The sequence below is a fragment of the Rhodococcus sp. PSi06 genome (assembly GCF_054960675.1).
The window spans coordinates 18992-39020 of the sequence record NZ_JBHNYO010000013.1; the positions used below are offsets into that span (position 1 = coordinate 18992).

Here is a 20029-nt window from a genome sequence, read left to right on the forward strand (position 1 = left end):
GGCGACCCGCTGACAGTACCGGGTCAACGTGCCGATTTCGGCGATCTAACCTGACCCGTTTGCTGCGAATTGTGCTGCGGTCCAACGCAACATGAACGGAAGCCCCGTCATGGCACCGATGAAGTGATCGCCTGCCACGGGCTCGTAGTGCACGTCGGCACCCTTGCTACGCCACTGCTCGATCAGGGCGGTCACGCCGGCCTCGGGGATGAAGCGATCACCGATCATCTTGCTCGCGGAACCGTGGAAGAACGCGACCGGCACCGACGGCGCGTCGGCACCCGGACGGTTCGCGGCAATTACCCGCCGTGCGATGTCGGAGTCGAACGGGTTGGGCTGGGACGCCAATTCCTCGATTCGCATGCGAACCAACCCGCCCAAGGCCAGGGGGAGGACGGACATGTCCTTCACCCAGGACGCCAACAGCAACGCCTTCGGGCCGAACAACTCCACCATCTCGGGGTGCTCACGCGCGAGACCCATACTCGCCGCGCCCAAAAGGCCGGCCGCGACAGTGCCGTTCATGGTGTCCAGCAGCATCGTGAAGTCGGTGGGCGTTCCACCGGCGACGGCGCCCGCCAATCTCACGTCCGGCGCGTACCTCGGCTGCAGCTGCGCTGTCCACGTGGTGGCGATCGCGCCGCCGCTGTAGCCGTAGGCCACCACTGGACTGTCTGCGAGCTCCGGGGCGACGACCGTCATGCCGCGTAGCGAGTCCAAAACGGCATGCCCGGCCATCGTGCCTTCGGAGTACGACATCCGCGGGCCTTGGTGATCGGCGACGAGGACGGCGTATCCGCGGGCGAGCCAGAGCGGCATCACCGGCGGGAGGTCTGCACCGATACCGTGCACGAGCCGGTACGACGGCGTGCTCTTGGCTCCGAGTGAATCGATGGCCACGTTGTGGGCGACGACGGGCCGCGGTCCGCGCCCGGTCCACGGCCGCCTCGGGATCAGCAGCGATGCGGTGACGCCGGCCGGGAAACCCCGCGCGTCGGTCGATCGCACCATGAACTGATGCAGGGCGGTTCGTGGCCGGGGCACCAGACCGCGGGTGGTGCGCCGCCGGATGACCGCACCGGGTGCGAGGTCTTCGATACCGGGAGGGGTGAGGAAGAAGGCGTCGTTGTCGATTGGCGTCGGAAGGATCGCTGCATGGGGATCGTCCGGAGGCTCCAGGGGTAGTCGTCGAATGAGTACGCGATCGAGTACACCGAACAGTGTCATGATCCCCCCGAGCTTGAGTGAGCCGTACCGATCCCCGCGGTCACCGTACAGCGCGAGGCGGTCGGTGAACGCACAATGGAGAACTCTTCCCGGGCCACCCTCCGCGACTGTCGGATCCGTGGCGAGCAGTTTTTGTGCGGTCGTCTCGGTGACACCGAGGATGCAGAACGCGAGGAGCCTTCTGTGTCGGTGCCCTGTGCGACTCTGCACGGCATGGCGATCTGCATGGCGTGTGACCTGGAAATGCTCGATTCGGTGGGGTGCACTTGGCGGCCCAGTCGAATACCCAACGGCAGGAGCAAATGTCACGACTGCGGCACCCCGCCACGAGCGCTCCACCACCCGGGCTGTGACGGTGAGCGGTGCAGATGTGGACAAATGCTGTCATGCGGCAGCGGATGCGCAGTGGACGAGTGCGAACGTGAAGACGGCCATGACTACATCGATGCACATTGCAGGTGGTGCAACGAACCGTTTGGACAGCTCCGCGTAGTGGACGACCGATGATCCGGCGGCCGCCAGGTTTTGTGGCGGTAGTTCCACTCTTGTCGGGGATGGTTGAGCCAGTAATGTCGGCGACCGCAAAACCGTTGCTGCACAAGCACAACGGTGGTAGTTCGGCGCGACACTCTCTGGGTGATCGCAACTGTCGGTCGCCGTGCAATGCCGGGACGTCGCCGTGGACGCTGCAACAGAGATTGTGTGAAGCGTACCGATTGCTACCGCTCGAGCCGCAGCAGCAGCAGCAGGTGCATCGGATGCATACGGGCTTTCGCGGTCGACCGTGCGACTCGCGGGTGTAGAACTGAAGCATGACCCAGTAGCGATGCTTTGCCGCGAGGTCGGTCCTGGGTACCGTCCGCTCAGCGTCGGCCATCCCCGGGGTGGTGCGGCGAAAACGACACCTACGACTCGAAGGAAGACGATGTCCGAACTGGCACAGACCCGCCCAGGTATCGACGTACCCGCTCCACCGGTGTTCGAGTCGGTCGACGACGAACGGCAGCACCGAAAGCAGCGGCTCGCGGCCGCTTTTCGGCTCTTCAGTCAGTGCGGCTTCGACGAAGGAGTGGCGGGGCACATCACCGCTCGCGATCCGGAGAAGACCGACCATTTCTGGGTCAACCCGTTCGGTATGCATTTCAGCATGATCAAAGCGAGCGATCTGATCCTGGTCGACCACGAAGGCAACATCGTCGAAGGCAATCGTCCGGTCAACCGTGCTGCTTTCGTCATTCACTCCCAGGTGCACGCGGCGCGGCCGGACGTGGTTGCGGCCGCACACGCACATTCGCTGTACGGCAAAGCGCTGTCGAGCTTGCGGATGGGAATCGCACCTCTGACCCAGGATGCATGTGCGTTCTACGACGACCACGCCGTGTTCGACGACTACACGGGCGTCGTCGCCGAGCTGGAGGAAGGGAGGAAAATCGGTGCGGCACTCGGCCAACGCAAGGCGATCGTGTTGTCGAACCACGGTCTGCTCACTGTCGGTCGGACCGTGGACTCGGCGGCGTGGTGGTTCATCACAATGGAGCGATCCAGTCAGGCGCAGCTCATCGCCATGGCTGCGGGTGAGCCGAAACCGTTGGATGACGTGACGGCGAAGCTGACGTACAACCAGGTGGGTCTGGAGTACGCGGGGTGGTTCCAGTTCCAACCGATGTACGACCGCATCGTCGCGCAGCACCCGGAGCTGCTGGACTGAACGACATTCGCGACGTGGTGTCCGCAGAACCGACCGAATTCCGCTCGACGGAGCGGCTTGCTGTCGGTGACGGGCACTGATTGCGTAGTCCAGGAAAGTCAGTAGCATTGCTTACGATGAGTGCAACGAGAAAGTTCCTGCCGGCTCTACTGCTCGCGTCCGGGGTCGCGGTCACAGCGTGCGCCGGGCAGGATTCTGCTCCGCAGCCGCCATTGGACACGCCGTCGACGTCCGCTTCGTCCGCGGCGTCGAGCAACTCGAGCACGCCCCAAGCCGCGCCGAGCAGTCAAGATGCGCCCTCGGTCGAGCCAGCGTTGCCCAGTAACGACACTGCGCCGAACGCCTCGGATTGCGCCGCAGCAGAGCTGTCGGTCTCCCTCGGTGCAGAACAAGGTGCTGCCGGTTCCGCGCTGCTCCCGATCGTGTTCACCAACATCGGCAATCGAACGTGCACGCTGGACGGATATCCCGGGGTTTCCTACGTGTCGAGCCCGGGCGGTGCGCAAGTGGGGCAGGCGGCGGTTCGATCCGAGTCCGAGCCTGAGGCGGTCACGTTGACCCCCGGGGCATCGGCACAGTCTTTGGTGAAAGCAACTGTGGCACAGAATTATTCGACGGAGGCGTGTCAGCCCGCGCCGGTATCCGGAATCGACGTGTACTCGCCCAACACCACTGAGGTGGTGTACTTGGCTTACCCCACAACCGGATGCAGCACAACGGACCCGTCGATTACGCAGTTGGCTGTCCAGCCGGTTCGGGCCGAGTGACTTCTGTCCGAAGGTCATGATTGAGGAACGTGGACAGTGGGCACTCGGTAGGCATGACAGACAATGCCAAGGTCACAGTGGAACGCACCATCGAAGCGCCCGTCGACGCCGTATTCGACGTCCTGTCCAACCCGGAGCGCCATCCGGCACTCGATGGATCGGGCTTCGTGCGGAGCGTGGATCATGCCGATCGAATTCAGAAGGTCGGCGAGAAATTCACGATGAACATGCAGGGCGACCACATGGGCGGCGAGTACCAGACCGACAACGTCGTCTCCGGTTACGTCAAGGACAAGCTGCTCGCATGGAAGACGGCTCCCGCCGGCAACGAGCCTCCCGGCTGGGAGTGGTTGTGGGAGCTGGAGTCTCAGGGTCCGGGCGAGACGTTGGTGCGGCACACCTACGACTGGTCCAAGGTCACGGACAAGAAGTTGCTCGAGCAGATCAAGTTCCCGTTGGTCACCGAGGATCAGCTGAACGACACTCTCGCTCGCCTCGCAGTCGAGGCGACGTCCTGATCGACCGACGTTCTGATCGACCGAGTTAGCGACACATATGCCGAGAAGGCCGGCCCCTCGGGGCCGGCCTTCTTGTATGTGCCGCTCACGATTGCTCGCGTGAGCACCACCAAGTAGTACGGCCGCCGACTGTTCCGCGAGTCATCGGCGCACCGCAACGCGGGCACGCGGCGTCCGTCTTGCGGAACGGAATGATCTCTCCGGTATGCACGCCACCCTTTTTGATCGCCGACCTGATCGCGCGCCGCAGAACGACGCGAAGCTCGTCGAGTTCGTCGGTTGTCAGAGTTTTTGCCCGTCTGGACGGAGATTGTTCGCTCTGCCAGAGCACCTCGTCGGCCAGTAGATTGCCGACACCTGCGATCGCTGCTTGGTCGAGCAGTCGTGCTTTCAAAGGTGCTCCACTGGAACCGATTCGGTGCCGGAAGTCGTCCCGTGTTATCTCTGCGGCGTCCGGCCCCAGCGAGTCGATATCGGGCTCGAGTCGAACTCGGCCGAGGCGTCGCTTGTCGAAGAGTCGAAGCTGGCCACCGTCCTCGAATGTCATCGAGAAACGCGTCCACTCGGGTTTGTCGGTATCGCGTTCGCCCACATGGGGATCTCCGCCGCCGTAACGAGACGTCTGCTCACCGTCCGGCGCGGTCACGATCACCCGGCCACCCATCCCGAGATGAATTCCGAGCGTCGGACCACTGGACCCGTCGGCGGTGACGGTTTCGCACCACATCGCCTTGCCGCGCCGACACGCCTCGGTGAGTTGGCCGCCTTTCAGAGCATGGGCAATATCGCCCGGCATGTGCGGGCGGCACTCGAAGGTGTCTGTGTCGTCGATGTCGACGATGACACGTCCGAGGGCTTTTTCGACGACCTGTCGAGCGTTTTCGACTTCGGGGAGTTCGGGCATGGAGCGGGTGTACCCAATTCGTCGATCCCAACCTCACCTGACCATTCGGCGAACCAACCATCCGAACAGTGCCGCCGCGCACAAGCCCACAGCGATTCCGATCGCCGTGTCCAGCAGACGCAACAAGGGCTGAACCCATTGCGGTGCGGGTCTGCCCAGATCCGCGACGATCAGAACGACGGTCGACGTGATGCCGGTCAGGGCGGCGTCCTGCGGCCGACCCGCGGCAATGGCGAGGACGCTACCGAGAACGATCACGAACGCGATCCCCACGGCGGTAACCGGGAAGAAGACGAGGTAAACCAGGCAGACGAGCAAGCTCATCACCGTGGCAGCCAGTCGAGACCGTGTGTCTGCCAGGCGATCGGACAGTGTCGAGCGGAAGACGAAGATGGTCGCCACGACGGCCCACATCGCACCGATCTCTCGGGATTCGCGAGCCTGGGACAGCACCCGGCCGACGCCGTCGACCATCAGTAGATACACCGCCCCGCACGCGACTCCCAGCACCAGCGAGGACACCAAGTCCGTCCGTGTGACCGCGCCCAGGTCTCGACGCACAGTCGCCCACCGAGGGGTGTTGTCAGCTGTGTTCACGACCGGAACCTGGCTGCCGGAAGCCGATGAGGTTGCCGAAGGGATCGAGAACCTGGCACAGACGTTCACCGGTGAACACCGACTTCGGACCTCGATGTACGACGCCTCCGCGATCGACACAGTTGGCAACCACGGCATCCACGTCGGCAACGTCCCAGTACGAGACCGCACCGGCCGTACCCGCGGGCCGGTTGTAGGTGTCGGTGACATGGACGGTGAGCCGGGTTCCGGAGACGTCGAAGGCAGCGAGTTGCTCGTGCACGTCGACCGGTTCTGTTCCCAGAAGCGTTCGGTACCAGTCGACGGCAGTGGCGAGATCGTCCGAGAAGTAGAAGACGTTCCCCACGCCCGTGAGTGCGTTGTCCATCATTTTCCGTTCGGGTTCGTTCGCACCGACAGTGCGATGTCATGGGTTTCGGTTCGGGTGGCGCCGTCTACGGTGTGGCGCAGCGCATCGCGCATCACGTCGTGGTCCGAGCCTGTCCATCGTTCTTCTCGCTGACGGCGATACTGGCTCCACGATGGGACGGTGAACTGTTCGACCACGGTGTCGTCGACGTCCAGACTTCGGTAGAGGTTCCAGGCGTACGCCCCCGTTCGCTTACGCGCGATTCCGACCGGTGCCATCGATGTCAGAAACTGATCCAGGGTGTCTTTCGTGACGCGATACGACACGGTGATGCGTACCGGCCCGTCGTCCGGATCGGGTTCGAACACCACTGTGGGGGTCGGCCAGGCCACCGACACCGCTCGATCGAGCACGCCGGTCTGGGGGTGCAGGGGCAGAACGGCGACACTGACCGCGACGAGGGCCAGTGCGGCCACCGCCACCGCCAAAGCGTCGACGATTCCGATCTTCGACGCCAACCAGCCCCACAGCAGGGACCCGATGGCCTGAGAACCCATGAACACGAGGAGGTAAACCGACATCCCGCGCGCTCGCACCCAGGTCGAGAGGGACAGCTGGATCGAAGCATTGAGGGCTGTCAGTGTCGTGATCCACGCGATTCCGGACAACAACAGTGCCGGGACGACCGCCCACAGCGGTAGCCAGGCGAGCGCGGCAACTCCGATGGCGTATCCGACGGCGGAGCCTGCCAGCAGTGTGTTGCCCGAGAAGTGCGTGCGCAGACTCGGTGTCACCGCGACGCCGATCACGGCCCCGACTCCCAGCACACCCAACATCACGCCGTAGCCCACTGCACCGAGCCCCAGAACCTTCGACGACGCGGACGGCAGCAGCGCCCACAACGCGGACGCGGGGAAGGCGAACACTGCGGAGCGAAGAATGATGCGTCGAATGATCGGTCCGGATCGGACGTACCGAATACCGGAAAGGATCGACTCGGCGAGGCCTTCGCGGTCGGTCTGCGGGTGCTTGGGCCGCTTCCAGGCAATCAACACGCTCAGTGTCGCGAGAAACGACGCGGCGTTGATGGCGAATACGAACGTCGGGCCGGCCAATGCCACCAGCACGCCGGCGAGCGCCGGCCCGATGGCACGCGCCCCGTTGACGGTGACGCTGCCGAGAGCCGAGGCGGCCGGGATTTCTTCACGGCTAACCAGCTCGGGTTGAATCGCCTGCCATGCGGGTGCGGAAAGTGATGTCCAGCAACCCAATACGAAGGTGCAGGCGAGCAGGCCCCATGGAGTCAAGGTGTGGGTCCACGACAACACGGTCAGCACGATTCCGGTCAGCATCGACCCGGCACCGACCACGATGAGCAGAACTCGGCGATCCAGGGCGTCGGCGAGTGCGCCCGCCAGCAGGGCCAGCAGCAGTGTGGGGAGCAGACTCGCTGTCTGCACAGCTGCGATAACGGTGGTCGACGCCTCGCGCTCGACCAAGAACCACTGTGCGCCGACGGTTTGCATCCAAGCACCGATGTTGGACACCAACTGGGCGATGAAGAGGCTGCGATAGACGGTGTTGCGCAGCGGTGACCACGCGGACGGAGCCGCCGGTGGCGTGTCGGTGGTGGTCATGCCAGTCCCGCCGACCACTGCGCGAACGTCTGCCACTCGACCTCGGGGTAGGTGGATCTCAGACCGTCGATATCGGCGTCGTATCCGACGTCGGTCAGGAATTGGAACATTGCTCTCATATCCTCGGACGCGATGTCCGCTGCTCGGCTCGAGTGGGGCCGCACCGTCGTCCCGAAGACGCGCCCGAGAGTCGTTGCCATCGCCGCCGGCGTCGGGTCGTCCGAGGCAAGATCGATTCGCTTGTCACGAAATCTCGCTGGCTCCATCAGCACGAGGGTGACGAAGCGACCCAGGTCCCTCCGAGACAACTGTTGCAGCTGCGTGTCGATCGGAAGTGGCAGATCGAGCCGACCGGCCATAACATCGTCGAGTCTGCCGAGGAGGTTGTCGTAGAAGTAGGTTGGACCGACGATCGTGTGCGACAGTCCCGACCGACTCAGCAGTGCCTCGGTTTCGGCTTTGGTCTCGAAGTGCGGGACGCCGGTGCGGCGATCCGCGCTCGCAACCGAGGAGAACACCACGTGCGGAACCTCTGCGGCGATGCACGCATCGACGAGGGCTGCGCCTTGCGCCGACTCGGCCGCGGGACCGTCCTCGAAGGGCGTCGTCATCACGAACGCGCCGGCACTGTCCCGCAGTGCAGCCGCGGACGATTCGCGATCGGTGATGTCTGCGACGACGATCTCGGCACCGCGCTCACGTAGGCGATCCGCCCGGGCCGACGAGCGCCGCACCACTGCACGCACCGGTTGCCCCTGCTCCAGTAGGGCATCCACCACTGCGCCGCCCTGCCCTCCGGTTGCTCCAACGACTGTGTACGGTCTGATCATCGTGATGTCACCTTTGCTTCCGGAGGGCGATAGCGGAGCTATTACTTGGCGATGAAGTCGAGAATGTCTGCGTCCAAGGCCTTCTGGTACTCGCCGTAAATGCCGTGCGGCGCACCGGGGTACACCTTGAGAGTGCCGTCCTTGACGAGTTCGGCGGTCTTCAGCGCCGCCGCGGCGATCGGAACGATCTGGTCGTCATCGCCGTGGGCGATGAAGATCGGAACTGAGAGAGCCTTCAAATCCTCGGTGAAGTCGGTCTCGGAGAACGCCTTCACGCAGTCGTACGCAGCAGTGAGATTGACCAACATGCCCTGTCGCCAGAAGTCGTCCTTGGCGCCCTGGGAAATGTTGGAGCCCTCGCGGTTGGCTCCGAAGAACGCCTCGGACAGATCCTTGTAGAACTGCGAGCGATCGTAGAGAACGCCGTTACGGATGTCGTCGAGTGCCTCGATCGGGGTGCCTTCAGGATTGGCCTCGGACTTCAGCATGATCGGGGGAACGGCGCCCGCGGTGATGATGCGAGCGACGCGATTGCCACCGTGCTGCGCGGCGTACCGCACCACTTCGCCGCCACCGGTCGAATGCCCGATGAGGGTGAGATCCTGCAAGTCGAGGGCTTCGACCAATTCGGCCAGATCCTTCGCGTAGGTGTCCATGTCGTGGCCGACGGCAGTCTGCGAGGACCGGCCGTGTCCGCGGCGATCGTGAGCGATGGCGCGGTAGCCGGCATCGGCGAGGAGCTTGAGCTCGAGCTGCCACGCGTCGGAGGACAGTGGCCAGCCGTGGCTGAGCAGAACCGGCTTTCCGGTGCCCTGCTCGGTGTAGTAGATCTGGGTTCCGTCGGTGGTGGTGATGTACGGCATGGTCTCTCCTACGTGTCGGTGTTCCTGCGGGGTACCGACAACCTTCGTCCGAGAGCCCGGGGAAAGCCTCGCTGCTGGCGTCCAACACGGGGGAGTGGATACCGGCGGCCTCACTACCGGCTACCCGGTAGTGAGGCCTATCCGCACCGAGAGCACGGTGCCGGCACCGTGCGGACTGACGATGGTCAGCGTTCCACCGACCGCTGCCACCCGATCCTGCAGGCCGATGAGACCGGACCCGTTGTTCGCATCAGCGCCGCCCCTGCCGTTGTCGACCACCGTCATTTCGAGGTTCTCGTCTATCACGCGTGCCGTGATCTCGACGTCCGTGGCAGCGGCGTACTTGGCCGTGTTCGTCAAGGCCTCGGCAACAACGTAATACGCTGCTACCTCGACGGATTCGGCCAAGCGGGAGGGAATGTCGGTGCTGAGGGAGACCGGCACGGGGCTGCGCCGCGCCAGAGTTTTGAGGGCGGGGGCCAATCCGCCGCGGGAAAGAATCGCGGGGTGTATGCCGCGCGAGAGCTCTCGTAGGTCGTTGTGCACCTGAGACAGAGTGTCGACACTGCGATCCAAGCTGTCCCGCAAGTCGCCGAGGTGGCTCGGAACAGCAGCCTGCGCAACCCGAAGTTCCATTCCCAAAGAGACGATTCGTTGCTGTGCGCCGTCGTGCAAGTCGCGTTCGATGCCGCGTCGTGCCTGGTCTGCCGCGGCGACCACGCGAGATCGAGACCGGGTCAGCTCGAGCCGTGTGTCGTGGTTGTACACGGCGAGGGCGATGAGGTCGGCGAAATCGGTCAAGCGGTCACGCATACCGTCGCCCACGAAGTCTCGAACGGCAGTGGTGCCGATGATGATTGCTCCCCACGTCGCACCGTTCACCGAGATGGGTACGCCCTCGGACTGCACGATTCCTCGACCTTCCAGCCGCACCGCGATGTCTCCTGTCGCAGTGGCGAAGTCGATGGACGCGGCGAGACCGGTCTCCCGAACCATGGTGGCAACGTTTCGCCCACCGATCGGCAGCTCGTCGCCCACACTCAGCGAGTGTTCGACCTCGTCGCGGTGGGCAATGATCGTGTAGCGATCCTCGGCGTACCGCACAACACAGACATGTTCGTTGTCCAGCCCGTCGGCCAACTCGTGCGCAACGGCCGCGAACACCTCCTCGGGTTCGGCTCGCAGCGCAACCAGTGTGGCAACTCGTCGCAGCGAAGCCTGTTGTCGCGCAAGTGCAACGGTGCGTCCGTGCATGTCCTGCCGCTCGCGCGCGGCTGCCAGCAAAGCCTCGATCGAGGGTACGACCCGTCGGATACGGCGAGACACCGTCGGATCCAAATTCGCGGGTACGACCAGGGACGCGGTCACGGCAGGCCCGTCGTGCATCAGGATCTTCTCCTGATCCGACGCAGCGGGAGCATCCCCGGACCCCAACACCGCGTAGGGCAAATCGAGTACGGCAGACAAGCGGCTGCTGGCTGCGTCGAGCATTTCCGGTGTGTAATCCGAGCGCAACATCGTTCGTGCGAACAGAGCGAGCAGGTCTGCTTCACGGCGACGTTGATCGGATTCGGCTGCGCGCAAACGTGATTGACCGACAAGCATGTTGGTGAGCAGTGCCAGGGCAAGGAAGACGATGACCGCTGGGACGAGACTTTCACTGCTCTCGATGACGTGGATGTAGGCGTAGGCGGCAGCGCTCGCCACCGACGTCGCTATCGACAAACGAAAGCCCCAACCCGCAGACACCACCAGAACGCCGAACAGAAAGACGGCTCCGAAGGCGTTCTCGGGGGCGACGCGTTTGAGGAGGAGTACGACGAAGACCTCGAGCGCGATCAGCGCCGCGGCCAGTACCGCCCCCCACGCCACCGGGGGAGAGCTCGGCCGCAGTATCAGGGTCGTGAGCCGATCGCGGAGAGCTGTCGCGGCGGTCATCGCCGAATCCGGAGTACGAAAGTACCGTTAACCGCAATGCCGGACTCCGGTGTTTCTGACAGTCTCGGTGGAGTGACGTCCTCGAGCCTGCGGTGTTTGATAATCGACGACAGCGACGCGTACTGCGTCGCTGCGAGTCGGTTGCTCGAATCGGCCGGCATCCACGTGGTCGGAACGGCATCGACGTTGGTCGAGGCCGTTCGCGCCGCACGATCGACCCACCCGAGTCTGGTCCTGGTGGATATCGATCTCGGCACCGACAACGGCTTCGACGTGGTCGAAGCCCTCGACTCGACAGCGCTCACGCCGAGGCCGGCCATCATTTTGGTGTCGACGCACGACGAAGACGATTTTGCGGACATGGTGGAAGCGAGTTCGGCCCTTGGTTTTCTGCCCAAGTTCGAGCTCTCCGCTGCCGCCATCGAGACCATGCTGCGCCCGTGATCGACCATCAGCCGACGGTGTCGAGGTAGAGGATCACGGCCCGTACTCGACGGTGGTCGTCGGCTGTCTCCGCCAGGTCGAGCTTGGTGAGAATGCTCCGCACATGCTTTTCGACGGTTCCCTCGGTGATCCACAGGCGACGCCCGATACCGGCGTTGGACAGTCCCTCGGCCATCAACGTGAGGACATCGCGTTCGCGGCCACTGAGCGCGCCCAGCGGATCTCCGCGACGCTTTGCTGCCACCAGCTCGTAGACCAGCGCTGGGTCGATGACGGATGCACCGGCGGCGACGCGATGAATTGTGGAGACGAAGTCCGCGACATCGGTCACCCTGCTCTTGAGCAGATAACCGACACCTTTCGCGCTGTTGTTTCCGCTGTCGAGTAGCTCCAGTGCATGATCGACCTCGACATGGGCAGACAGAAGAAGTAGCGCGACCTCGGGGAATTCGGACCGAATGCGCAATGCTGCATCGAGCCCCTCGGCGGTGTACGTCGGAGGCATTCTGATGTCGATGATCGCGAGCTCGGGTCGATCGGTTTCGAGAAGGGCCAGTAACTCCCCGGCATCGCCGGCCCGCCCCACGACGCTCAGTCCCGCTTGGGTGAGCAGGCTGGACAACCCCTCACGCAACAGCACATCGTCGTCGGCGATCACTACTCGAATGTCGGACATCATGCTCCCTGCGCCGCGTCGAATCGGATCGAAGTATCTCAGACGAAATCGATCGGCGTGATCTGTTGGATCATTGCAGGACATCGCGACCAGGTCTCGATTGCGCAGCGGCCCTTGTCGTATCCATACCGGGCGAGGAGACTGGCCCCGGAGTCATTATCCAAGCTACGGAGGTTGTCGACATGAAACTTGTTCGCACGCTTGTTGTTTGCGCATCGATTGTTCTCGGATCTGCTCTGGCGACGGTGGGTACTGCGTCCGCGGCTACAGCAGTACCGTTTCAGATCGACCCGGCACCGTTCGGAAATCCCAACGGGAGCTTCGATGCTCCCTCTGTTCGATGTGTCGCTGTCGTCGGAGAGCAGGCCGGCACGATCCGAATCACCGGTGGAAAAGAGGGCGGTTGGGGATGCCTCATCTCGTCACAGGTGTACTGGGTGAACCTGTCGAGCGGGGCGGTCGGCACCGCGGTGACCTCGGCGGGACTGCAAGGCCTCGTTCCCGAAGCAACACTTGCGACCGGCCCGGGTCAGGTTGCGATCACGATCGTCTCGAGCGGCGGCATCATCACTCCGGGTCTGGCGACGGTCTCCGTTCCGTAGGCATGACGTGAACTGTCCGGGATGTCTTCCGGATTCTTGGGCACCGAGAACGCTGCAGATCCGATCAGTGACTCTCGGACGACGCGTCGTCGCCGGGTGGTTCTTCGTGACGTGTGGCTTCGAGGAACAGTTGGAGAAAGGACGAGTGCTCGCGGCGATCCTGGGTCGACTTCTCTCCGCGAGGTTCCTCGTGCTGCTCAGGCATGGCGATTCGCGTCCCTCCCGTATCGGCTGTGCGGAATGCGCACGGCACCGCTGAGTCCGGCAACAGTCTCAGATTCTGAATAGTCAAACAACTGAGATAGTAGCCGAGCGGCGTGGAGACGGTCGACGACCGCTGTTCGTCGACGGTTCCTAGGGACGTTGCAGTGTGTGCCGCCGTACGAGAAGCGAGGACACGTTCACATTCCGGCGACGGTGGGTGGCTCGATAAGCATCCGCTTGATCACCTTGCCGGTGGCAGTGCGAGGGAGCTCGTCCAAGAACGTGATGTCCCGGGGAACGCTGAAGCGGCTCAAACGATTCTTGATGTAGGCACGCACCATGTCGGCATCGAGCCCGGCTGCTCCGCGGCCTACGACGAAGGCCGCGAGGCGCTGTCCGTATTCGTTGTCCGGTACGCCGACCACCGCGACCTCGCCGACCTGAGGAAGGTTGGCGATGGCATCTTCGACCGGCCCCGGGAAGACGTTTTCGCCCCCGGAAATGATCATTTCGTCGTCCCTACCGCAGACGAACAGGCGGCCGTTGCAGTCGATGTATCCCAGATCGCCGGTGTCCATCAGTGCCGCTCCGCGAGCGGAGGCCGTCGAGGGCGGCTCGGCGTTGGTGTAGCCGTCGAACAACATGTCGTTACCCACGAAGATTCGCCCCAGGCTTCCCACCGGCAACGCATTGCCGTCGGCGTCGAGTACCGCGATCGTGGTACCGAGTGGGGGTCGTCCCGCAGTGCCCGGAGAAGCGCGAAGGTCGTCGGGATTGGCGATCGTCGCCCACGAAACCTCGGTGGAACCGTAGAAGTTGTAGAGGATGTCGCCGAATACGGCCATGAAGCGGCTGACGGTCGATCCGGTCAACGCCGACCCACTGCATGCGACAACCCGCAGGCTCGAGGTGTCATAGCGCGATCTCACTGCTTCGGGAAGATCGAGTATGCGTTGAAGCATGATGGGCACGGCGATCAGAGAAGTGCAGCGATGCTCCTCGATTGCGCGCAGGCAGTCCTCGGGATCGAATCGATCCTGGAGTATCACCGTGGCCCGTAGAGGTGTACTGATCTGCAGTGCTGCCAATCCCCAGCTGTGGAACATCGGTGCTGCTATCAGCATCCGCTCGTTCATTCGCAGAGGCATGCGAGACAACATGGCAGCGATGGTTCCGAATCCCCTGGGCGTGGGTCGAAGCGCGCCTTTGGGTGCCCCGCTGGTGCCGGATGTCAACACGACCACCGACCCGGGACGATCCGGCATGGCGAAGGTGGCGGACGGTGGAGCGACGAAATTCTCCAGGGTGCGCCGGTGCGGAATGCCGGTACGAGAGGACAGGCTGACCCGCGCGACGTCGTCCGGCAGGTAGCGAACGATCGAGTCGAATTCGTCGTCCACGAACAGCATTCGGAGCTGGTGTCGTTCGGCGATCACCTCGATCTGGCGCGCGGCCAGACCGGTGTTGAGAAGTACCACCTCAACTCCCAGCATGCCGCAAGCGACGGTGCATTCGATCATGGCCGAGTGGTTTCGCGCCAGTATTCCGACGGTGCTTCCCGGGCGTATGTCGGATGCCGCGAGACCTGCAGCGATGCGACGCGACCGGTGGTGGATCTCGGAGAACGTGCGAGTTCCGCGGTCGTCGATCACGGCGATCTCATCGGGGGACCGAGCTGCGGCGGCCGCGAATCCGCCGCCGAGGGTGAAGCCCCATTTGGACAGGGAGTTCAACTGTCGGTACGCACGGTCGGGTCGGGCAGCACGGACCACGCCGGTTGCGACCATGGTTTTCAGAATTGCCAGTTGTAGCGAGCGAGAGTCCCCGCTGTTGGACACCACCGAGTTCGCCGTACCGGAGAGCGAGTTCTGCAGTGTACGAAGCCCTCCCATGACCCAGTCGACGACCGCGCGGTTGTTCTCGGGTTGAGGTACGTAGGCCCCACCGAGGCCCGCCTTGAACACGGTGACGTCGATCTTCGTCTCGCCGGCCGCGCGTCTGGTCAAGGTGAATCTGATGAAGCCGCCCGAAGCGGTGTGCTCGACGGTGATGATCGGTTGATTTCGCCGGTTCACAACGAGCTCGAGGGCGTGCTCGATACCGCCGACGCCGCACCGATAACCGGTGGCGGATTCACCGAGGGTGCAGTATTCGAGACCGGGGAAATAGCGTGGGTACATCTCGACCGCGCTCAAGACCTCGCACACTTGGTCGATGTCGTGTGCGAACACAACCTTGCAATCGATCACGTCCGAAACCATGCCCCACCCCCGTGCCCGCCGAGGCGGAGAACAACGCCGCATCGGCACCGACCAGGGGATGGCGTCGTGCCCCAGGAACGGGTCATCCGCCTGGATGAAACCGTTATGGTATTCCCCAAGTTCGTTTCATGGGCGAAATCGATGAATTTTCTTTTCCTGCGGCCGAGTCTGTTCGGCAATCAGAATGCAATACCCAGCGGCCATGCGAACACCGTGGACGCGGCAATGGTGATCAGTGCGATGGCGATCGGATTGAGCAAGAATCCGCCTCGCATCAAGTCGAGCAGGACTACCGGGTACCTATCGACAGTGGTCCGCGGGATTCCAGATCTCGCGCAACGGAACCGAGCGCTGCAGAATGCGCTCTGCAGCACGATGTCCCGACTTCAAGGCAGCGGTGACCGTAGCCGGGTCATCGGTCCAGGTTGCCTCGCCGGCAAGATGCAGCACACCGCCGATCGGCGTCGCGAGATCGTCGTGATCACGAGTCTGCGCACCGACCGTCATGTACGAGTACGAGCCGTGGGAGAACGGATCGTCCTGCCACTGAGTCACGTACACGGTGTCCGGCGATACGACGAGGTCGCCGTAGATGCCGCGCAGTGCGTCGGTGACGGATTCCCCGATGCGTTCGTCCGACCAGTGTCGGGTCTGCTGTGCACACGGCCCCGCGGCGAACGTGAGAAGTGTCGGACTGCCGCCCGGCTGGGTCACGTCGTACCACGAGTGCCACCAACGCCCGGCCTCGCCCTGCTGCCGGATCACGTAGACGTCCTCGTCCCAGAACTTGACCGGAAATCGGAGGAAGACTTTCTCGAAGGCGTTCATCTCGAGCCGATCGAGTGCACCCGAAACAGGCTCCGGCAGGGGAGGTTCGACGATGAAGTCCGATGATTTCAGCACCCCGATCGGCACCGTGATCACGGCGCATTCGGCGGAGAACGACTGGGTGGCGGTCTTCACGACCACTCCGTCCTCACTCCAGCCGACATGCATCACCTCATGTCCCAGGCGAACGTCGAGCCCCTGGGCGAGACGGACTGCGAGTTCGTCGTAGCCGTCGGGGAACACCACTTCGTCGCCGTCGATGGCGTCGTCGTCCAAACCGTGTGCGTCGAGATCGCCTGGGTCCACCCCCAGTTGTTCCTCCGCTCGGTGGCCGAGAAACTCACGAACTCGGTCGATTCGATCGTTGCCCCAATCCAGCTGCGCCAGAGTCGCTTCCACCGCCTCGCCGAACGATGTCCGTGCAGGACACTCGGCGATTGTTCCGGCGAATCGTTCGTCGAAGTCGTGTACGTCTGCGGCGAACCGCGCGGCCTCGTCTTCGCTCAACCTGATGCCGGTGGGCGAGTAGTACGCGATGGGCCGGCCATCCGATTGATAGCTGCCCACGGTGAATTCGGTGGTGCGAATCCCGAACGCATGCACGGCCTCGGCAAGCGGATTGTTGTCGATTCCGTGAATCCAGGAGGCGCCGGCGTCGAGGATGTCACCGTCGGCGCGCATCGTCCACACTCGGCCACCCACGCGGTCGCGTGCCTCGAGAACGAGGACCCGCCGACCCGCACCGTGCAGAATCCTGGCGGCGGTAAGACCGGAGATTCCTGCTCCGACCACGATCGTGTCTACATGGGTCATGGCTGCTCCGATCACGTGGGCCTGCTCAGTTCCCTCGACCGGGTTTACCCGGACCCGAATTGCCGTTTCCGGGCTTTGCCGGACCCGAATTGCCATTTCCTGGGTTTCCCTGGCCCGCGTTGCCGTTCGCGTTGCCTGAATTGCCGTTTCCGGTCCCCGGGTCTTGGTTCTGCTCGGGTGCGGCGGGTGCGGCGGGTGCGGCTGCGGAAACCGGTGCCGGGTTGGATGGAAGTGTGATCTCGGCGGCGGATGGGTTCGAGATGTCGGTGACCGAAGCCTCCGGCGTTTGTGTCCGGGGCACTTCGATCGTCGACGCGTCAGGTGTCGGTAGCGCCGGGGTAGCAGGCACCTGAACCGGATCGTCGCTTGCGCTGGACGCAATCCAGAAGATCCCCGCTCCGAGTGCGAGCACGAGCGCGGCCGCCCCGGGAACGATCCACCGTCGACGCGGAGGAAGGTGTGCGGGCCCGACCGCATCAGCAGCGACTACGTCGGTGCGCTCGACAGGCATCACGGCAGTCGGGGAGATCGGGGTCGAAGTTCGGCTGATTCTGCGCAGTCGGTGTGCGACTTCGGTTGCGTCCGGGCGATCCTCCGGCTGCCGCGACGTCATAGCAGTGAGCAAGGAGTGCCACTGCGGCCCGAGCTCCTCGGGAACGGTGGGATCACGGTGTAGGCGAGCGACTGCGGCGGCCACCGCGCTGCCCTCGAATACCATTGTGCCGGTAAGGCATTCGATGAGAACGAGGCCGAGAGTGTAGATGTCGGTAGGAGGGCCGGCGGACGTACCCGTCGCCTGCTCCGGGCTGAGATAGTGCGCGGTGCCCACTGTGGTGCCGTGCTCGGTGAGTCGCTCGGCGTCGACGATGCGGGCGATACCGAAATCGGCCAGCTTGACGCAGTGATCCGAACCTGAGTCAGGGGCCCGCGCGATCAGGATGTTGGCTGGTTTGATGTCTCGGTGCACCACCCCACGTTGGTGGATGTACGCGAGCGCTTCTGCTATCTCGCTACCCAGGCGTGCGACGTGGACGCCGGGCATGGACCTGTTCTGGCGAAAGGTGCTCAGCGTCGGTCCGTCGATCAATTCCATCACCAGGTAGGGCGACGAGATCCCGCTGGCGTCCGGCGCAGTTCCAGCGTCGTACAACGTGACGAGGCCCGGGTGCGACAGCGACGCCAGGGTGCGAATTTCCGCGTCGATCCGTTGGACCGAGTCCCGAGGCTCGCCGTGGCGGAACATCTTCACCGCAACCGACCTGCCGAGCACCTGATCTTCTGCGTACACGACGTCGGCCATCGCACCGCGTCCCAGAACTGCGCCCAGTCGGTATCGCCCCGCGAACACTCCATCTCGGGCAGCGCGGGAACCTGGATCCTGTTCCATCGTGATTGACCGCCGTTCGTCGACTACTTCGAGCACCCTATAGCGAACGAATCGTCGTCCGAAGCGCAGCGGGTTCTCGATCCCGCGGATTCATCGGGCATGATGGCTCACCGGGGTGGGGAACAGACTTAACAGCCGTCGAGAAAGGTCCTACCCGTGCGTACCCGATCGACGAATGCGCAGATCTCGCCGATGTCGATCGACATCACTTCTGCGTACCAACCGATCGTCTCGCTGGACGACCGCGCCGTGGTGGGGTTCGAGGCCCTCGTCCGGACCTGCGGCGATGGTCCGTCGGCTTCTCCATCGGAACTTCTGCGCGCCGCACGGGAACAAGGTGTCACCAACGACTTCGACTGGCGGTGCAGGGCGAGCGCACTGGACCGTGCCATCGAGGCCGGCTACCCCGCCGAGCTGCCGCTGTTCGTCAATGCGGAACCCTCCGCGCTGGATACGCCGCCGCCCCGGGACCGCTTGCAGCTGATCGACGACGCAGCGCGGATGTCGATCACCGTCGAAATCACCGAACGAGACTTGATGGGTGATCCGGCCGGTCTGCTGCGCGCGGCCGAGCACGCTCGAAACATGGGTTGGCGAGTGGCCATCGACGACGTGGGTGCGGACTCGTCCAGTCTGGCGTTGATTCCGTTGTTGCGTCCCGACGTCATCAAGCTCGACATGACTCTCGTGCACGAGCGACCGACGGATCGGACTGCCGCCATAGTCGCTGCCGTCGCCGCCGAGGCCGAACGCACCGGTGCCCTCGTGTTGGCCGAGGGAATCGAGACCGACTCGCACGAACGTTGTGCACGCGACATGGGTGCCGTTCTCGGTCAGGGTTTCCTCTACGGCGCTCCGGGGCCCCTCCCGGATTTCGGCGACCTGTCGAGCCCTGTCGGATCGCCTTCGCTGGATGCCACGGTGACCGTCCGCGCTCCGGTCGCGGTGACACCGTTCGGTCTGACCCACCAGCTCGGTGCCCGCAGGCACGCCGGTACGGCTTTTCTCGAGGCCATCGAGAACAGCCTGCTGACCAGTGCGTTCGGCACCGGACCGTCGACGGTCGTGTTGGCAACAGCAAATGTGTCGAACAGGCTGACGCCCGCACGTGCCGCCGTCCTCGACGACCTGGCCGCGCGCACTGCTCTCGTAGCCGTGTTCGGCTCCGATCCTGCGCTGATCCAGCACCGCTTTCGGTCGGTAGCGGTGGGGGAGAACGAGCCGTTGAACATGGAGCGCTCGACGGTGGTCGTGGCACCGATGTCGAGCGCGGCGTTGATCGCCGTCGAGTGCGGAGTCGCGCCCGACGGAACGACGCTCTTCGACTACCGCCTGACCTACGACCGCGACGCGGTACTCGACGCGGCCACAGTGCTTCTCAGACGAATTCCTGCTCGGACCACACCATGATCGGCCGACCGACTCGGTCAAATTCAGGTAAACATTCGCTCAGATATTGGTAAATGGCTTCGACCG

At 63.8% G+C, this 20029-nt stretch carries 19 protein-coding genes; 6 read left to right on the forward strand and 13 right to left on the reverse strand.

Annotated features, from left to right (window positions below; genetic code table 11):
* Positions 1 to 45: 45 nt before the first annotated feature.
* Positions 46 to 1227 carry a lipase family protein gene (locus ACFI9K_RS17390; protein ID WP_462664657.1) on the reverse strand — a complete coding sequence of 394 codons (1182 nt, stop codon included), beginning with the start codon at positions 1225 to 1227 and terminating at the stop codon, positions 46 to 48.
* Positions 1228 to 2152: 925 nt separating this feature from the next.
* Between ACFI9K_RS17390 and ACFI9K_RS17395 the strand changes: the two genes are divergently transcribed.
* The 3 genes from ACFI9K_RS17395 (at position 2153) to ACFI9K_RS17405 (ending at position 4220) form a co-directional block, all read left to right on the forward strand.
* Positions 2153 to 2935 (forward strand): class II aldolase/adducin family protein, encoded by a 783-nt coding sequence (locus ACFI9K_RS17395; protein ID WP_462664658.1) that lies wholly within the window; start codon positions 2153 to 2155, stop codon positions 2933 to 2935.
* 116 nt (positions 2936 to 3051) lie between these two features.
* The gene (locus tag ACFI9K_RS17400) at positions 3052 to 3702 is read left to right on the forward strand and encodes a DUF4232 domain-containing protein (RefSeq protein WP_462664659.1); all 651 of its coding nucleotides are present in this window, start codon (positions 3052 to 3054) and stop codon (positions 3700 to 3702) included.
* Positions 3703 to 3755: 53 nt separating this feature from the next.
* Entirely contained in the window at positions 3756 to 4220 is a 465-nt protein-coding gene (locus tag ACFI9K_RS17405) for an SRPBCC family protein (RefSeq protein ID WP_222094670.1), read from the forward strand.
* A gap of 85 nt (positions 4221 to 4305) precedes the next feature.
* Here ACFI9K_RS17405 and ACFI9K_RS17410 read toward each other — a convergent pair whose 3' ends face one another.
* The 7 genes from ACFI9K_RS17410 to ACFI9K_RS17440 form a co-directional block, all read right to left on the reverse strand.
* Positions 4306 to 5124, reverse strand: a complete 819-nt coding sequence (locus tag ACFI9K_RS17410; RefSeq protein ID WP_462664660.1) for an Fpg/Nei family DNA glycosylase — start codon at positions 5122 to 5124, stop codon at positions 4306 to 4308.
* Positions 5125 to 5157: 33 nt separating this feature from the next.
* The gene (locus ACFI9K_RS17415; RefSeq protein WP_462664661.1) at positions 5158 to 5721 is read right to left on the reverse strand and encodes an FUSC family protein; all 564 of its coding nucleotides are present in this window, start codon (positions 5719 to 5721) and stop codon (positions 5158 to 5160) included.
* The gene (locus ACFI9K_RS17420) at positions 5708 to 6088 is read right to left on the reverse strand and encodes a VOC family protein (RefSeq protein WP_462664662.1); all 381 of its coding nucleotides are present in this window, start codon (positions 6086 to 6088) and stop codon (positions 5708 to 5710) included. The genes ACFI9K_RS17415 and ACFI9K_RS17420 overlap by 14 nt, the downstream gene beginning before the upstream one ends.
* Entirely contained in the window at positions 6088 to 7707 is a 1620-nt protein-coding gene (locus ACFI9K_RS17425; RefSeq protein WP_462664663.1) for an MFS transporter, read from the reverse strand. Before ACFI9K_RS17425 ends, ACFI9K_RS17420 begins: the two co-directional genes overlap by 1 nt.
* Complete coding sequence (locus tag ACFI9K_RS17430; RefSeq protein ID WP_462664664.1) at positions 7704 to 8537, reverse strand: NmrA/HSCARG family protein; 834 nt, start codon at positions 8535 to 8537, stop codon at positions 7704 to 7706. The genes ACFI9K_RS17425 and ACFI9K_RS17430 overlap by 4 nt, the downstream gene beginning before the upstream one ends.
* 41 nt (positions 8538 to 8578) lie before the next feature.
* Entirely contained in the window at positions 8579 to 9400 is an 822-nt protein-coding gene (locus tag ACFI9K_RS17435) for an alpha/beta fold hydrolase (RefSeq protein WP_462664665.1), read from the reverse strand.
* Between the two features lie 120 nt (positions 9401 to 9520).
* Complete coding sequence (locus tag ACFI9K_RS17440; RefSeq protein ID WP_462664666.1) at positions 9521 to 11338, reverse strand: sensor histidine kinase; 1818 nt, start codon at positions 11336 to 11338, stop codon at positions 9521 to 9523.
* A gap of 72 nt (positions 11339 to 11410) precedes the next feature.
* Between ACFI9K_RS17440 and ACFI9K_RS17445 the strand changes: the two genes are divergently transcribed.
* Positions 11411 to 11782 (forward strand): response regulator, encoded by a 372-nt coding sequence (locus tag ACFI9K_RS17445; RefSeq protein ID WP_462664667.1) that lies wholly within the window; start codon positions 11411 to 11413, stop codon positions 11780 to 11782.
* A gap of 7 nt (positions 11783 to 11789) precedes the next feature.
* Here ACFI9K_RS17445 and ACFI9K_RS17450 read toward each other — a convergent pair whose 3' ends face one another.
* Entirely contained in the window at positions 11790 to 12458 is a 669-nt protein-coding gene (locus ACFI9K_RS17450; protein WP_222094679.1) for a response regulator transcription factor, read from the reverse strand.
* Between the two features lie 182 nt (positions 12459 to 12640).
* Between ACFI9K_RS17450 and ACFI9K_RS17455 the strand changes: the two genes are divergently transcribed.
* Positions 12641 to 13060: a hypothetical protein gene (locus ACFI9K_RS17455; protein WP_462664668.1), complete on the forward strand. Its 420-nt coding sequence runs from the start codon at positions 12641 to 12643 to the stop codon at positions 13058 to 13060.
* A gap of 64 nt (positions 13061 to 13124) precedes the next feature.
* On the opposite strand, the gene ACFI9K_RS17460 is transcribed toward ACFI9K_RS17455, so the two are convergent.
* From ACFI9K_RS17460 to ACFI9K_RS17475, 4 genes are all read right to left on the reverse strand, one after another.
* Complete coding sequence (locus tag ACFI9K_RS17460) at positions 13125 to 13265, reverse strand: hypothetical protein (RefSeq protein WP_462664669.1); 141 nt, start codon at positions 13263 to 13265, stop codon at positions 13125 to 13127.
* 196 nt (positions 13266 to 13461) lie between these two features.
* Positions 13462 to 15525: an AMP-binding protein gene (locus ACFI9K_RS17465; protein ID WP_462664670.1), complete on the reverse strand. Its 2064-nt coding sequence runs from the start codon at positions 15523 to 15525 to the stop codon at positions 13462 to 13464.
* Positions 15526 to 15825: 300 nt separating this feature from the next.
* A complete protein-coding gene (locus ACFI9K_RS17470) occupies positions 15826 to 17166 on the reverse strand; it encodes a flavin monoamine oxidase family protein (protein WP_462664671.1) in 1341 nt (446 codons plus the stop codon).
* 25 nt (positions 17167 to 17191) lie between these two features.
* A complete protein-coding gene (locus tag ACFI9K_RS17475) occupies positions 17192 to 18553 on the reverse strand; it encodes a serine/threonine-protein kinase (RefSeq protein WP_462664672.1) in 1362 nt (453 codons plus the stop codon).
* Positions 18554 to 18709: 156 nt separating this feature from the next.
* Here ACFI9K_RS17475 and ACFI9K_RS17480 point away from each other — a divergent pair, with 156 nt between their 5' ends.
* Positions 18710 to 19963 (forward strand): EAL domain-containing protein, encoded by a 1254-nt coding sequence (locus ACFI9K_RS17480; protein WP_462664673.1) that lies wholly within the window; start codon positions 18710 to 18712, stop codon positions 19961 to 19963.
* The last annotated feature ends 66 nt before the right edge of the window (positions 19964 to 20029 follow it).